13 protein-coding genes are annotated in these 14,485 nt (G+C 71.9%); 4 read left to right on the top strand and 9 right to left on the bottom strand.

All coding sequences use genetic code 11. From position 1 onward, the window contains the following. The coding region (locus ITI46_RS14710; RefSeq protein WP_247745992.1) for a DUF5685 family protein at nucleotides 1–1,027 on the bottom strand (1,027 nt) is incomplete at its 3' end. Between the two features lie 217 nt (nucleotides 1,028–1,244). Here ITI46_RS14710 and ITI46_RS14715 point away from each other — a divergent pair. Together ITI46_RS14715 and thrS are read left to right on the top strand one after the other, a co-directional pair. Then, nucleotides 1,245–1,610 (top strand): hypothetical protein, encoded by a 366-nt coding sequence (locus tag ITI46_RS14715; RefSeq protein ID WP_209239981.1) that lies wholly within the window; start codon nucleotides 1,245–1,247, stop codon nucleotides 1,608–1,610. Between the two features lie 159 nt (nucleotides 1,611–1,769). Then, complete coding sequence (thrS, locus tag ITI46_RS14720) at nucleotides 1,770–3,098, top strand: threonine--tRNA ligase (RefSeq protein ID WP_307808172.1); 1,329 nt, start codon at nucleotides 1,770–1,772, stop codon at nucleotides 3,096–3,098. A gap of 412 nt (nucleotides 3,099–3,510) precedes the next feature. Here thrS and ITI46_RS14725 read toward each other — a convergent pair whose 3' ends face one another. After that, nucleotides 3,511–4,242 carry a DUF7873 family protein gene (locus tag ITI46_RS14725; protein WP_209239983.1) on the bottom strand — a complete coding sequence of 244 codons (732 nt, stop codon included), beginning with the start codon at nucleotides 4,240–4,242 and terminating at the stop codon, nucleotides 3,511–3,513. 159 nt (nucleotides 4,243–4,401) lie between these two features. Here ITI46_RS14725 and ITI46_RS34805 point away from each other — a divergent pair, with 159 nt between their 5' ends. Further along, a complete protein-coding gene (locus ITI46_RS34805) occupies nucleotides 4,402–6,666 on the top strand; it encodes a terpene synthase family protein (RefSeq protein WP_247745993.1) in 2,265 nt (754 codons plus the stop codon). Here ITI46_RS34805 and ITI46_RS14735 read toward each other — a convergent pair. The 6 genes from ITI46_RS14735 to ITI46_RS14760 all read right to left on the bottom strand — a co-directional run bounded on the left by ITI46_RS14735 (nucleotide 6,581) and on the right by ITI46_RS14760 (nucleotide 13,197). Then, entirely contained in the window at nucleotides 6,581–7,624 is a 1,044-nt protein-coding gene (locus tag ITI46_RS14735) for a DMT family transporter (RefSeq protein WP_209239984.1), read from the bottom strand. The genes ITI46_RS34805 and ITI46_RS14735 overlap by 86 nt on opposite strands. Before the next feature lie 144 nt (nucleotides 7,625–7,768). Continuing rightward, nucleotides 7,769–8,005, bottom strand: coding sequence for a hypothetical protein (locus ITI46_RS14740; RefSeq protein ID WP_247745999.1), 237 nt, complete (start codon nucleotides 8,003–8,005; stop codon nucleotides 7,769–7,771). Nucleotides 8,006–8,197: 192 nt separating this feature from the next. Next, nucleotides 8,198–9,769: an FAD-dependent oxidoreductase gene (locus ITI46_RS14745; protein WP_209239986.1), complete on the bottom strand. Its 1,572-nt coding sequence runs from the start codon at nucleotides 9,767–9,769 to the stop codon at nucleotides 8,198–8,200. Nucleotides 9,770–9,997: 228 nt separating this feature from the next. Further along, nucleotides 9,998–10,960 carry an alpha/beta hydrolase family protein gene (locus ITI46_RS14750; RefSeq protein ID WP_209239987.1) on the bottom strand — a complete coding sequence of 321 codons (963 nt, stop codon included), beginning with the start codon at nucleotides 10,958–10,960 and terminating at the stop codon, nucleotides 9,998–10,000. A 274-nt stretch (nucleotides 10,961–11,234) separates the two neighbouring features. Continuing rightward, nucleotides 11,235–12,122: a TIGR01777 family oxidoreductase gene (locus ITI46_RS14755; protein ID WP_209239988.1), complete on the bottom strand. Its 888-nt coding sequence runs from the start codon at nucleotides 12,120–12,122 to the stop codon at nucleotides 11,235–11,237. A 43-nt stretch (nucleotides 12,123–12,165) separates the two neighbouring features. After that, on the bottom strand, nucleotides 12,166–13,197 hold the full coding sequence (locus tag ITI46_RS14760) for an SMP-30/gluconolactonase/LRE family protein (RefSeq protein ID WP_209239989.1): 1,032 nt from the start codon (nucleotides 13,195–13,197) through the stop codon (nucleotides 12,166–12,168). Between the two features lie 212 nt (nucleotides 13,198–13,409). On the opposite strand from ITI46_RS14760, the gene ITI46_RS14765 reads away from it, so the two are divergent. Beyond that, on the top strand, nucleotides 13,410–13,853 hold the full coding sequence (locus tag ITI46_RS14765; protein ID WP_247745995.1) for a MarR family winged helix-turn-helix transcriptional regulator: 444 nt from the start codon (nucleotides 13,410–13,412) through the stop codon (nucleotides 13,851–13,853). A 40-nt stretch (nucleotides 13,854–13,893) separates the two neighbouring features. Here the strand turns inward: ITI46_RS14765 and ITI46_RS14770 are convergent, their stop codons facing one another. Beyond that, on the bottom strand, nucleotides 13,894–14,415 hold the full coding sequence (locus ITI46_RS14770) for a DUF4240 domain-containing protein (RefSeq protein ID WP_209240007.1): 522 nt from the start codon (nucleotides 14,413–14,415) through the stop codon (nucleotides 13,894–13,896). Nucleotides 14,416–14,485: the final 70 nt, after the last annotated feature.

A 14,485-nucleotide genomic window follows, 5' to 3' on the forward strand; every position in this document is an offset into this window, starting at 1 on the left:
TCTGCGGTGCCTGCCCGTACGGAGGCCGGTTCTGCGGGGGCTGGTTGTACGGGGGCTGGCCGTACCCGGGCTGCTGGTACGGGTTGCCGGGGCCGGGGACAGGGCCGGGGCCGGGGCCGGGTGCGTGGCCGGTGGCGTGACCCGTGGGGTGGCCGGCGGAGTGCGCGCACGCCGTCGTGCCGAACGCGCGGTCCACGGCGCGCGGCAACTCGTGCACCAGCAGCACGTGCGCCAGCCGGGCGTCGGCGAAGTGCACGTCGCGCAGCGCCAGCCGGATGCCGCGTACCGCGTCGTCGCACAGCCGGCGGGTCTCGGCGCGGGAGGCGCCGGTGGCGTTGATGGGGTTCCAGGCGCCCTGGGCGGCGTCCGTGACCCGGTCCTCGACCGCGTCCAGCAGGTGGGCGAGCCGTCCGAAGAGCCGGCCGGCCTCGGCGAGCGGAGCGGCGTTGCCGGGCTTGCCCGCGAGCGTCGCAGTGTGTGCGAAGGCCGCGGCAGTCGCCGTCTCGGTTGGCTCGGTGACGGCCGTCAGCGGGGTGCCGGGGCCCGCGGCGCGCTCCACCTCCGTCTGCCGGTCCACGGCGTCGACCAGGACTGCCGTGTCGAAGCCGAGCGTGCCGCCGGAGCGGGCACCGGCCCGGTCCCAGCCCGCGGCTATCCGGCGCGCGGCGGCGGCGACCGGGCGGCGGCGCAGCAGCCCGTCCCGGTCGGCTATGTGGTCCCGCACCTTCGCCGAGGCGAGCACCAGCGACACCGAGGCCGCCAGCCGCGCCCCCTCGCCCTGTGCGACGGACGCGGTCCGCATACCGCGCAGCGGACACGGGCCCGCGGTGCGGCGCTTGGCTGCGGCCGTACCGGTCTGCGCGTCCGTCAATACGGAGATGAGCAGCCCGTCGTAGTTCGTCGCCACCCGCGCGAACTGCCCGTGGTCGCCCCGCAGCGCGAGACAGAGCCCGCACAGATGCGCCATCCACTCGGCCCGCAGCCCCTCCGACAGCCGGTGCTTGCAGGGCCTGACGATTCCGAACATGAGCTCCCCCGTACCTGACTCGACTGCTGCTCACGCATACGCAGTGCCGGATGGTACCCACTGTCCCTACGGCTGCCACCGGCCCCCTGCTTCCCCTGCCCAACGGCCTTTGCCGCAGGTCAGGTTGGGAGGGGCGGGCTCCTCTCGCGGCGCGCGCCGGCGTCGCGGACGGACGGCCACAGGCAACGCCCGGGCACGCTGCGGCGTCCCGACGGGTATGGCTTCTGTTCTCATCCTCGGTTTCGACCCGCGCACCGTTCCGGACGTCGATGGGGAAGCGCTGCAAGCGGTCCTCGACAAGGAGCTGGCCCGGCTGCAGGCCGACTCCATCGACGCGTCCCTGGTGATGGTCGCCGCCGACCAGTCCGACCTGTCCGCGTTCGTGACGGCGCTGAGCGAGCGCGACTGGGACGTCGTCCTCATCGGCGGCGGCATCCGGAACAAGGCGGAACTCACCTTCTTCGAGAGGGTGGTCAACCTGGTACACCGGCACGCGCCCGGCTCAGCCATCGCCTTCAACGCCGGTATCGGGGAGATCGCCGAGGCCGCCCGGCGGTGGCTGCCCTTCTCGCCCGCCTCCTGAGGCCGGCGCGGTCTCGCGGAAAAACCCCGCGACCGACGCCGAGACCTCTGCTACGTTCCCTCCATGTACGTCCCCTCCAGGCAGCAGCGTGCCGTACGCGTCCGCAGGACGACGACGCCGGACCGAGTCCCGGCGCGCTGACCGACGTACCAGCCGTACATCCAAGCCCCGGGCCGAGCGCCCGGGGCTTCGTCGTCCGCTCCCTCGGGTGCCCCGCCCGCCCACAGCCAGCAGCACGAGGGAGAACCGATGACCACCGCACGCCATGACCACCGAGCGCTCGGCCGCGAGCTGGGCCTCTTCGGCACCGATCCGCTGATCGGGGCCGGCCTGCCGTACTGGCTGCCGGACGGCGCCACCGTCCGGCACGAGCTGGAGGAGTACATCCGCGCCACCGAGCGCCGCGCGGGCTACCAGCACGTGTACTCGCCGGTGCTGGGGAAGCGGGAGCTGTACGAACTCTCCGGGCACTGGGCGCACTACGCCGACGACATGTTCCCTCCACTGGAGATGGGCGAGGGTGGCGGCGACGGGGAACAGCTGGTGCTGCGGCCCAGTCTGTGCCCGCACCACGCGGTCATCTACCGGTCCCGCTCCCGCAGCTACCGCGAACTCCCGCTGCGCCTGGCCGAGCTGGGCGCCATGTACCGCTCCGAGCGCTCCGGCGTGCTGGGCGGACTGACCCGGGTACGAGCCATCCAGCTGAACGACGCACACATCTTCTGCACCCTCGACCAGGTGGCCGCCGAGGCGCGGGCCGCGCTGGAGCTGATCCGCGGCGCATACCGGGCGGTCGGTATCCAAGCGGCCCGCTACCGGCTCTCCCTCCCGGCCCCGGGCGGCAAGTACGTGGCGAACCAGGACAAATGGCGGCAGGCCACCGCGCTGCTGCGCCAGGTGCTGGACGAGGCGGGGCTGCCGTACGAGGCGGAGGAGGGCGAGGCGGCCTTCTACGGCCCGAAGATCGATGTGCAGATCGCCGACGCCGCAGGCCGGGAAGCGACCCTCTCCACCGTCCAGGTGGACCTGCACCAGCCCGCACGCTTCGACCTGCACTACACCGGCGCGGACGGCGGCAGGCACCGGCCGGTGATGGTGCACCGGGCGGTCATCGGCAGCGTCGAACGGGCCGTCGCCCAGCTGATCGAGGTGCACGGAGGCGCCTTCCCCGGCTGGCTGGCGCCCACCCAGATCGCTGTGCTGCCGGTGTCCGGGGCGCAGCTTCCGGACGGCGAGGCGCTGCTGCGGCGCTGCGCCGCCGCGGGCCTGCGCGCCCGGCTCTCCCCACCGGAGGACGGCAGCCTGGGCGCCCGGGTACGGCAGGCCCGCCTCGTGCCGTACCAGGCGGTGCTCGGCCCCCGGGAGTCCGCCGAGGGCCGGGTCGCGCTGCGGCTGCGCGACGGCCGCCGCCTCGACCCGCTGCCCGCCGCTGAGGCCATGGCCCGGATCACCGCACTCGTGGCGGAGCACTCCACCGAGCTGTGGTGAGGGAGGCGCCCCCAGAGAGCGAAAGAGGACCCCGGGGCTTTACCCGGCCCCGGGGTCCTGGGTGCCGCTCGTTCGCACGCCCTGACGGTTCATGGGCGGATCGTTCGGCGATGTCCTCGCGTGGAGCCACTCCACCACGGCGCAGCGTGGATGCGCCGGCTGGGTTCGAACCAGCGTCTCGAGGTCGTCACCGCCCCGGTTGCCGGGCGATGAACGGCGATGCTGAGCTTGGAGCGAGAGGTTGAGACTGACCGGCACCCCGTATTCAGTACAGGGCGGCCGGGGGTTCACACATCAGCTTCAGCTTCAGCTTTGCGCTCCTGGCGCACCCCGGACCGAAAGGGCGTCGAACCCCATGGCCCGGGGAGTCTGCAGTTGTTCCGCACCTGCTCCGCACGCACCCCTGTGCCGCTCACGCGAAGAGGTAGCCGAAGACGGCGTCCCCCACGCGCTTGTCGGTCACCTCCGTGCCGTTGGCCTCCTCGCGGGCGAACTTCACCGCGGCGGCCAGCTTGTCCAGCCGCTCCAGCAGTTCGTTGACCCGCCGTGCGGGCAGCGCCCCCGAGTACTTGACCGTGGTCCAGTAACCGACCGGGATGTCCTCGTAGTACACCTCGACCTGGGCCGGGTGCTTCTCCGTGGCCTCCGCCTTCACATGGTTGCGCGGCACCTTCTTGGTGCGCACCGTACGGACCTGCTCGGTCTTCCACCAGTCCGTGGAGGGGTCCTTCTCCCACGCCTCTGCGCCGTCCAGCACCGGCAGCTTGCGCAGAAAGGAGCCGAGCTCGCCCAGCTGCTTCTCCAGGAACAGCAGGTAGGAGACGGGGACTTCGGACAGGATCGTGCGTCCGTCGACGACGACATCCGCGCGAGCGGTCAGGTTCGCCCAGTCCTTCGTCGCCGTCACATCGAACAGCCGGGTCAGGATCTTCGCCGTTTCCTTCAGCACATCCTCGGCCTTGACCTGGACCCGCGTCGACTCCGGCGGAAGCTGCTCGCCCTCTTCGTCCTTGGGCTGGTACGTACGCGAGATACCGGCCAGCATCTGCGGCTTGGCCAGCCCGTGCTGCGCCTGCGCCAGGTCCTGGACCACCTTGGACTTGACGCCTTTCTCCACTGCGATGATCTGATTCAGCTTCGCCACGAATGCGAAGCTAGCAGCGCAACACCGCACGGTGCCAGGCATTTTGTTCGACGGATCGGTAACAGCAGTCGTCCCACATACGAGTGAAAAAGGATGCTCGTCATCCCACCCCGGGTAGGCCAAGTCAGCACCGATCCGACGAGCTGGGGGACAGTGGCGTTGTCGCAACCCTTCGAACTGCCCGACTTCTACGTGCCCCATCCGGCACGGCTGAACCCGCACGTCGACCAGGCGCGGGCCCATTCGCGGGAGTGGGCACGGGAGATGGGGATGCTGGAGGGCTCCGGGATCTGGGACACGGCCGACCTGGACGCGCACGACTACGCGCTGCTGTGCTCCTACACCCACCCCGACGCCGACGCGGACGATCTGGCGCTGGTCACCGACTGGTATGTGTGGGTCTTCTTCTTCGACGACCACTTCCTGGAGGAGTTCAAGCGCACCCAGGACCGCGCGGGCGGCAAGGCGTATCTGGACCGGCTGCCGCTGTTCATGCCGCTGGACGTCTCCGACGGCGGCCCCGCGACGCCGGTGCCCGAACCCACCAACCCCGTCGAGGCGGGCCTGGCCGACCTGTGGGCCAGGACGGTGCCGTCGATGTCGGCCGACTGGCGCGCACGGTTCGCCGTCAGCACCGAGAACCTGCTCAACGAGTCGCTGTGGGAGCTCTCCAACATCAACATCGGGCGAGTGCCCAACCCGGTGGAGTACATCGAGATGCGGCGCAAGGTCGGCGGCGCGCCCTGGTCGGCCGGGCTGGTGGAGTTCGCCGCCCACGCCGAGGTGCCGGCCGCAGTCGCGGCATCCCGCCCGCTGTGCGTACTGCGGGACACCTTCTCCGACGCCGTCCACCTGCGCAACGACCTGTTCTCGTACCAGCGCGAGACGCAGGACGAGGGAGAGCTGTCCAACGGTGTACTCGTCCTGGAGACGTTCCTGGACTGCGGCACCCAGGAGGCCGCCGACGCCGTCAACGACCTGCTCACCTCGCGCCTCCAGCAGTTCGAGCACACCGCGCTCACCGAAGTGCCCGCACTCTGTGCCGACCAGGGCCTGGATCCGGCCCAGTGCGCTGACATCGCCGCGTACACCAAGGGACTTCAGGACTGGCAGTCCGGCGGCCACGAGTGGCACATGCGCTCCAGCCGTTATATGAACGGCGGCGGCGCGGGCGGCAGCGGCCCGGCGCGGCTGCCGTACCTCCCGGCCGGCCTCGGCACCTCGGCGGCCGACGTGCTGCGCCCGTACGCCCGCGCCCAGGCGCGGCGCACCCGCTCCTTCTCACATGTGCCGCACGAGCGCACCGGCCCCTCGGTGCTGCCCGACTTCGAGATGCCGTTCGAGCACCGGCTCAGCCCGCATCTGGACGGCGCCCGGGAACGGGTCGTCAGCTGGGCGCAGGCGATGGGCCTGCTGGAGCCGCAGCCGGATGTGCCCGGCGGCCGGGTGTGGGACGAGGAGCTGATGCGGGACTACGACCTTCCGCTGTGCGCCGCAGGACTGCACCCGGAGGCGACCCCCGACGAACTGGATCTGGCCTCCGCCTGGCTGGCCTGGGGCACCTGGGGCGACGACTACTATCCGGCCCGCTTCGGCCGCACCCGCGATCTGGCGGGCGCCAAGGCGTGCACCGAGCGGCTGTCCCTGTTCATGCCCGTCGACGAGCCGGCAGAGCCCGGCGAACCGGCCGCGCCGCCGGCCGGCCCGTTCGAGCGCTCACTGGCCGATCTGTGGCTCAGGACGGCGGGCCCGATGAGCCCGGCCCAGCGCCGCAGGTTCCGTACCGCCATCGAGATCATGGCCGACAGCTGGCTGTGGGAGCTCTACAACCAGACGCAGAACCGCATCCCGGACCCCGTCGACTACGTGGAGATGCGGCGACGGACCTTCGGCTCGGACCTGACGATGAGCCTGTGCCGGCTCTCCCAGCCGGACACCATTCCGGAGGCGGTCTACCGCAGCGGCCCGATGAAGTCGCTGGAGAACGCAGCCGCGGACTACGCCTGTCTGCTCAACGACGTCTTCTCGTACCAGAAGGAGATCGAGTTCGAGGGCGAGCTGCACAACAGTCTGCTGGTCGTCCGCAACTTCTTCGACTGCGACCATGCGACGGCGCTGCGCATCGTCGACGATCTGATGAAGTCCAGGATGCGGCAGTTCCAGCATGTGGCCGCACACGAGTTCCCCGTGCTCTACGACGACTTCGGGCTGGACGCGGCGGAGCGGGCGGCGCTGGACGGCTACGTTCGGGAGCTGGAGGACTGGATGGCGGGCATCCTGGCCTGGCACCACGGCTGCCGCCGCTACACGGAGGCGGATCTGCGCCGCCACTTCCTGCCTACGTGGCCGTTCGACGGGCCTGCGGGTCTGGGGACGTCGGCTGCCCGGCTGGGCCGCCGCGCGGCGCGGCCGACGGGGCGGTAGCGGCTGCGTCGTCGGGGGAGCCGGGGCCGGTTTCGGAACCGGCTACGGCTCCGGTGACGGGCTGCGGGGAGCGTGGCTTCCGGCTGCGCGAGCGGGAGACCGCCACGCCCGCCAGGCACAGCAGCCCGCCCGCCAGGGTCAGCCGGCCGGGGACCTCGTCCAGGAAGAGCCAGGACATCAGGACGACGAGGAACGGCACCACGTACGTCGTGGAGCCCATCCGTCCCGCGGTGGTACGGGAGAGGGCATAGGCCCAGGTGGAGAAGGCGATCGCGGTGGGGAACACGCCCAGATAGACGGTGTTGAGCGTGGCCGAGAGCGGTGCTTCGGCCACCTGCGTGACCAGCTGCCCGGTGAACGGCAGGCAGGCGACGAACCCGATCAGGCAGCCGAACGTGGTGACCTGGAGCGGCGAGGCGTGCCGCAGCGCGGGCTTCTGGCTGACGACCCCGAGTGCGTAGGTCACGGCGGCCAGCACGCACAGCGCCACCCCCAGCGGCGAGGAGTCGCCGCCCTTGGAGACGGACAGGCCGACCACGACGGCGCCCGCGAACGAGACCGCGATTCCGGCCAGCAGCCGGCTGGGGAAGCCCTCCTTGAGCAGCCAGCCGCCCAGCAGTGCCATCAGGATGGGGCCGATGTTGACGACCATCGAGGCCGTGCCCGCGTCCACAAGGCGTTCGCCCCAGTTGAGCGCCACCATGTAGCCCCCGAACCACAGCACCCCCGCGGTGGCGATGCCGGGCCAGGCGGCCCTGGGCGGGAGCCCTTCGCGCCGGGCGAGCAGCACCGCGCACAGCACCAGGGTGCCGGACCCGAGCCGCCCCAGTGCCAGGGCGCCAGGTGCGTAGTGCGCGCCCGCGCTGCGTATGGAGACGAAGGCCGAGGCCCACAGCACAACCGTGACTCCGGCTGCCGCCAGCGCTGTGGCCTCGGCGCGTCCCTTGCCTGCCGCCATGAGGGCTCCTTGATGGTTCACCGACCGCACATGCAGTCAGGACCGTAGGCTAATCACACTCATGACGCCACTCGTTTTCCGGCGCTCTCTTGAACCGGCGCCCCCTTGGACGGGTGCTCCTTGAATTCTGCTCCCTTGGAACCGCTACGGCAGCAGGGAGCGCACCAGGCGGCAGGTGGTCGGCGACGGCGGGTGCACGCCGATGCGGTGCGCCGTCGCCCGGATGGTGTGGTTGCGGGCCTGCGCGGCGGTGTAGACGCCGGTGTCGAGCAGGGCTATGGCGATCCGCATGGCCTTCAGCCGGCGGTTGTGCGCCTCGTACCACTCGCGCGGCCGGCCGGCCGGGAGCGGCTTCTTCGGCAGGACGGGCAGGGTGGACATCTTCGGCAGGTGCTGCTGCTGGTGCTGAGTGCGGGTGGTGGGGCGGGTGTGCGAACGAGAGGTACGGGAACGGACAGCAGTCATCGACGGTCTCCTCACGACGTCGGTGCGCTTGCTGGAAACTACCTCGATTCTACCCCGCCCCACTGACAAAACCCGCTGGTCACTGGGGAGTTCGGGATCTTTGTTCGATTAGGCCGCGGTCTCTTGGGAGGCCGCACGCGAGGCTTCTGCGGACGGCGTTGCGGACGTCGCCGCTGACGGCTTCCCGGACACCGCGGCCGACTCCGCCCCGGACTCCGCCGCGCCCTGTGCCGGGCGGCCGAAGTCCCGCAGGATCTGTTCCGTCGCCCGCTGCGCCGAACTCAGCGCCCCGCGCAGCGTGCTGGTGTCCCGGTGCTCCCCGCAGACGTACAGCCCCGACAGCACCCGCACCGGGCGGCGCAAATCGTGCGGTGCGGGCATCGCAGGTACCGCCTCGGGGTCGTGGTACGCCGCCAGCAGCTCCCAGCGGTCCGTGGCGGTGCCGTAGACGGCCGCCAGTTGCTCGCGTGCGGCCTTGTCCAGCGCCGTGGGCGGTTCGGCCGCCCGCTCGCCCAGTACGACGGAGGTGATCAGTGTCCGGTCCGGCGCGGCCCGCGAGGGGTCGACCGCCGAGGCCACCCAGGTGTGGCTGACCGGATCCGTCTCCGCGCCGTCCCGCTCGGCGCACACGGTGAACGACGGCGCGCACGCACCCGGCGGCAGCGGGTCCGGGGCCCGGTGGTGCAACACGGTCACCGGATGGAATTCGGGCACCCGCAGCCCCGGCAGCAGCGCCGCGGCCGAGCGGGCGCCGGTGGCCACCAGCGCCGCCTCGCAGCCGAACGTGCCGTGCTCCGCGGTCTCCACGGTGTGGGTGCTCACGGAGGTCACCCGTACCCCCGTACGCACCGTGCCCGGCGGCAGCGCGGCCGTCAGCAGCTCTACAACGGTGGCCTGGCCGCCCGCCGGTACCCCGAGCCCGCCCCGCGCGAAACCGCGCAGCGTCAGATCGGCGACGCGGCTGGATGTCGTCAGCGCCGGGTCCGAAAGGAGTGCGGTCAGCAGCGGGCGCACCAGCGTCTCTGCGGGCCGGGAGGGCAGGCCGCGTGCCGACAGTGCCTGGCCTGCCGGAAGTTCGGGCCGCGACAGCAGCCCCTGGGCCGGTGCCGCCGCGAACCTGGCGAGGGAGGCGCGCAGCCGTACCAGCCCCAGTGCGTCGGACATGTCGGCGCGGCTGCGCGCGCCGGTGAGCGCGCGAGCCGTGGTGAACGCTGTCAGTGCGCCCCGCGTGCTTCCTGCGCCCCTTGTGCGCCGGTCGAGCCGGGTCGTACGGCCCGCCCGTACCGCCTCGGAAGCACGCTCCGCCGACCGGGCGGCCACCCGGTGCGTTCTTCCCTCCGCGTGCAGCAGCGCCCCCGGCGTGAACGGGTGCAGCGTGAGCGCTTCCAGCGCGGGCAGCTGCGCGATGGCCTCGGCGTCCCGGTCCAGGCTCAGCACCCCCGGACTGCGGTCGAGCCGGTATCCCTCGATGTGGTCGGTGCGCAGCCGTCCGCCGACCCGGGAGTCCGCCTCCAGGACGAGGACGCGCATCCCGGCTCCGGTCAGCCGGTGCGCCGCTGCCAGTCCGGCCAGGCCCGCACCGACGATCACCACATCGGCGGTCCGGTCCCTGCCGACGGCTTCCACCTCCTCGCCGCCACTCCCGGTGCGGGTGCCTGCCTGTGCGCTGCTGGTCAGCACGTGTCCTCCCGATGTCGACGCGCGTGCTGGTCTGATGAGGGTTGGCCTTCTCGCTGCTGTCGCGTTGGTGCAGTGTGTGCGGTCTTGTGCCGCTGTGGGGTCACGGCTGTGGTCCTGATGCCCCACCGCGCACGCGTCATACCCGTGTTCGAGAGTTGGTGCGTGATCGCCTTCCCGGTACGTCGCGCGGGGGGCGCCCGGATGCATACCCGGGCGCCCACGCCGGTCCTACTTGGACTCGACCATCCCGAGCGGATCGGGATCATCCGCCAGCGCTTCGCACGCGGTCCGCCAGGCGGGGTCACCCGGGTGCAGCGCGCTGCGCAGATACGCCCAGGTGAGCCGCTGGACCGCGGACACGCGCGCGGGGTTCTCGTCCGTGGTCTCGGCGACGTCGTATCCGGAGATCCCGCCGAGACCGTGCTCGGCGCCGAAGAGGGTGAGCAGGGACTTGGGCCCCGGGGAGAGGTGGTACGGATCGGCGTGCCATTCCGGGCCGCGGACCGTCAGATGGGCGGAGCCGTCCTTCTCGCCGGCGACCACCAGCGCGGGCGTCGTCATGCGGGTGAAGTCCGTGGTGCGGAAGAACGGCCAGTTCTCGGCCACGGACTCGGTGAGCGCGTCGCCGCCGCGACCGGGCGCGGCGAGCAGTACGCCTGCCCTGATCCGGGGCTCGGCCAGATCCACTTCCGCTCCGTCGTCCGGGTCGGTGAGCCGGGCGCCCAGCAGCAGGCTCGCGGTGTGCCCGCCCATCGAGTGCCCGGCCACGGCGACCTTTCCGTGGTCCAGACGCCCGCGGAGCTGCGGCACGGCCACCTCGATCGCGTCGAGCCGGTCGAGGATGCGCTTCATGTCCTCGGCCCGCGAGCGCCAGAACAGCGGGCCTCCGGGGGTGTCGGCGTGCAGATGGCGCAGCGTCATGGAGCTGAGGTGCGTGGGCTGGATGACGGCGAACCCGTTGGCTGCCCAGTAGCTGGCGAGCGGTGCGTAGCCGTTCAGCGAGGAGAGGTGGTTCGAGTAGCCCTGGCCGTGCGAGAGGAGGATGACCGGCAGCTCGCTCCCGGTCACCGGCGCGGAGACGCGCACCTCCAGGTCTACGGCTCGGCCGGGGGCCGGCAGCACCACCGGGCCGACCGAGAGAACGGGCGCGTACGAGCCGACGGCGCCGGCTGTGGAAGTCGTTGCACTCACGATGTGTACATCCCTTCAAGAGCTCCTGCCGCCGGAACGGGCCGTCAGCACGATTGAAACGGAGCATTGTTCCGGTTAAGATACGGAGCAGTGTTCCGCTTTGTCAACGACGGCCGAGGGCAGCCCGATTGCCCCCGCGAGCCCGTATGCGCCGAGGGCGGAGGGGGATGTGGAGGTGGAGAGGGAAGGGGGCTGGAGCTGGAGAGGGAGGGAGGGAGAGGAGTGCCGGCCGCTCAGGACGCCGGGCATGCGGCCCGGTCGCCGTCGGCCGGGTTCACAGTGCGGCGCGGATGGCGTCCGTGACCGTCGGGAAGGCGAAGCGGAAGCCCGCGTCCAGCAGGCGGCGGGGGAGGACGCGCTGGCTGCCCAGTACGTCCTGCGCGAACTCGCCCAGGGCGATACGGAGTGCGGGTGCCGGGACCGCGAAGACGGTGGGGCGGTGCAGTACCCGGCCCATGGCGGCGGTGACCTCGCGGTTGGTGGCCGGTTCCGGCGCGGTGAGGTTCACCGGGCCGCTCAGCGAGCCCTTCTCCAGCAGGAAGCGCAGCGCCGCCACATGGTCGTGCAGCGCGATGTGGCTCCAGTACTGGCGGCCGTTGCCCATCCGGCCGCCGAGACCGGCCTTGAAGAGGGGGAACAGCCGGCCCCACGCCCCGCCGCCGCGCGCGACGACCAGCCCGGTGCGGCCGAAGACCGTGCGGATACCGGCGTCCTGCGCAGGCTCCGCAGCGGCCTCCCAGTCCTGGCACAGCTCGGCCAGGAAGCCGGTGCCGGGTCCGGCGTCCTCGTCGACGGCGCGGTCACCCGTGTCGCCGTAGTAGCCGATCGCGGTGCCGATCAGCAGGGTGTGCGGCGGTGCGTCCAGCGTCGCCAGGGCGCGGGCGAGGGTGCGGGTGCCCAGCACCCGGCTGTCGCGCAGCTCGCGCTTGTAGCTGTCCGTCCAGCGGTGTTCGCCGACGCCCGCGCCGGCCAGGTGGACGACGGCCTCGCAGCCGGCGAGCGCCGTCACCTCCACCTGGCCGCCCTTCGGGTCCCAGCGGACCTCGTCGGCCGCTGCTGCCGGCCGCCGTACGAGCCGCAGCACCTCGTGGCCCTCCGCGCGCAGCGAGCGGGTGAGTGCCGAGCCGATGAGTCCGGTCGAGCCGGTGACCGCGATACGCATGCGCCCATCCTCGCGCATGCGTGCCGGCTGCACCGGGCGCGGCTCAAAGTCCGCGTACGGCTGCGATCGTGAACGGTGTCCGCGGCGTGCCCGGGCCCATCGGACCGCCCTTGTCGAACTGTGAGCGGACCACGAACAGCGTGCCGCGCTCCCGCACCAAGGTGGTGGGCACCTGGAGCCTGTGGTCGCTCGCTCGCGCCTCCTGGCGGGCTTCGGTGCCGTCGTGGCTGAGCCGCCAACGGCTCAGCGCGTTGTCCTTGTTGTGCACGGCCCACAGCCTGTTGCCCACGGTCTCCAGGCCGTCGCCGTTGCGCAGGTCGGCGCCGTGCAGCTGGACGCGGGAGACGGTGCCGGTGACCGGGTCGAGGCGGTAGAGGCCGCCACTGGTCATGTCCACCGTGAGCAGATAGCGGCCACCGGGCCCGGCTGCGATGCCGTTGAGGGCGTAGGGCGCGTCGTCGGGGCGTGGCGACAGCACCCCGGACAGGTCGAACCGGGTGGCGAGCCGCCCGCGCCCGCCCTCCGCCTGTGCGCGGGCCAGCTGTGCGGGGGTGACGCGGTAGACGACGTTGCGCACGCTGTCCGTCACATAGGCCGTGCCGTCCGGGGTCAGGACGAGGTCGTTGATGAAGAAGGGGTCGTCGCCGGGGGTGTCGAACCGGGCCAGCAGCCGGCGGCTGCGGGTGTCGTAGACGAAGACGCCCTTGGTGGAGTCGGTGACCCACAGCCGTCCCGCGCGGTCGACCTTGAGCCCGTTCGCGGTGTGCCGTCCGTCGGCGCCGGCGGGCAGGAACGTCTCGGCCGCGCGGTGCCCGGGCGTCATCCGGTAGACGGCGCCGTTCGCGTACGACCCCGCGTACAGCCGCCCCGAGTGGGGGTCGGCGGCGATCCCCTCCGGGTAGACGCGGTCGCCGGGCAGTTCGTACGCGGTGGAGATGCGCAGCTGGGCCGCGTGGGCCGGGTGTGCCGCCTGGGTCGCCTGGGCCGCCTGCGCGGGCGGCGCGGAGTGGGTGGGCTGTGCCGGGGTGGCGGGTGGCGCGGTGAACGCCGTGAGAGCGGTGGCCGTCGTGGCCACGGCGAGGGCGGCCAGCGCGATCCGGCGCCCGGGAAGAGGGTGCGAGCGGGAAATGGTGTGCCTCCAGAGGCGGAAAGGGGCCGGAGGGAAGCGGTGATGGCACGCGGCCACTGCTATTGAGACCCCTGTCGTCGAGATGTCCACGAACATTAATTAGAGCTCTAATCCCCTGTCAAGGTACTTACCTTTGTGCTGGTGGCTACGATGCGTGGATGACCTCCATGCCCGCCTCCGAGCGTCTGGGCTCGCACATCAAGGACGCCGAGCACGCGCTCACCGCGACGAAGCACGCCGTGCTCAAACCTGCCGGGCTGACGGTCCCTCAGTACGCGGCGCTGCTCCAGCTCGCGGAGAACCCGGGCATTCCGGCGGCGGCCCTCGCCCGGGCCTGCCGGGTGACCGCGCCGACGATGAACACGATCCTCAACAACCTCCAGCAGCGCGGCCTCATCACCCGCACCCCCCACCCCTGGCACCGCAATGTGCTGGAGACGCGGCTGACCGAGCTGGGGACGCAGGTGATGGCCGAGGCGGACGAGGGTGCCGTACGGGTGGAGCGGGGGCTGGCCGCCGAGTTCACGGACGAGGAGCGCGCCCAGCTGATCTCGCTGCTCGCGCGGTGCTCCGCCTATCTGGAGTCGGTACGGCCCGACTGAGCCCGCGCGGCCCGGCCGAGCCCAGGGCTGTGCGGCGCGCTCACTCGCCCCGGAAGCGGTCCCAGAGCCGGGGCAGCCGGTCGGCCAGCGCCGCCGGATCCTCCATGTCGAGCGGGATCCCCTCGGGGTCGGCCGGCGCCTCCGGCAGCCCCAGGTCCGGCAGGACGGTACCGGTCAGCTGCTCGTACGCCTCGTCGGCCGCGAAGCCCAGCTCCTCGCCGTCCCCGTCCAGTTCCTCGTCGAAGTCGTCCAGCAGTTCGGCGAGCGCGTCGGCCTCGTGCGCCGCGCCCTCGAAGACCTCCCTGCCCTGGCCGATCAGCCAGCAGCGGAAGGCGTCGAACACGTCGTCGCTCGCTCCGTCCAGCAGGATCCAGGCGGCGGCCCACAGGTCCCACTGGTAGGCACGGTTGTAGCGCGACTCGAAGTGGCGGGCGAAGTACGTCACCGCGTCCGGGTCGAGCTGCGTAAGCCGCTCGACCAGCAGATCCGCCTGTTCCTGGGGGTCGCTGTCGGCCTCCTGCCGGGTGGAGTCGATCAGCTCCCAGAACTCCGTCTCGTCCATCACGCCCTCAGCATCGGGCCTGGGCGCCTGCAACGCACGCGGAGTGCGCCAGATGCGGCTGTGTCGTTAT

It is taken from the genome of Streptomyces oryzae (assembly GCF_017676365.1).
Taxonomy (GTDB): domain Bacteria; phylum Actinomycetota; class Actinomycetes; order Streptomycetales; family Streptomycetaceae; genus Streptomyces; species Streptomyces oryzae.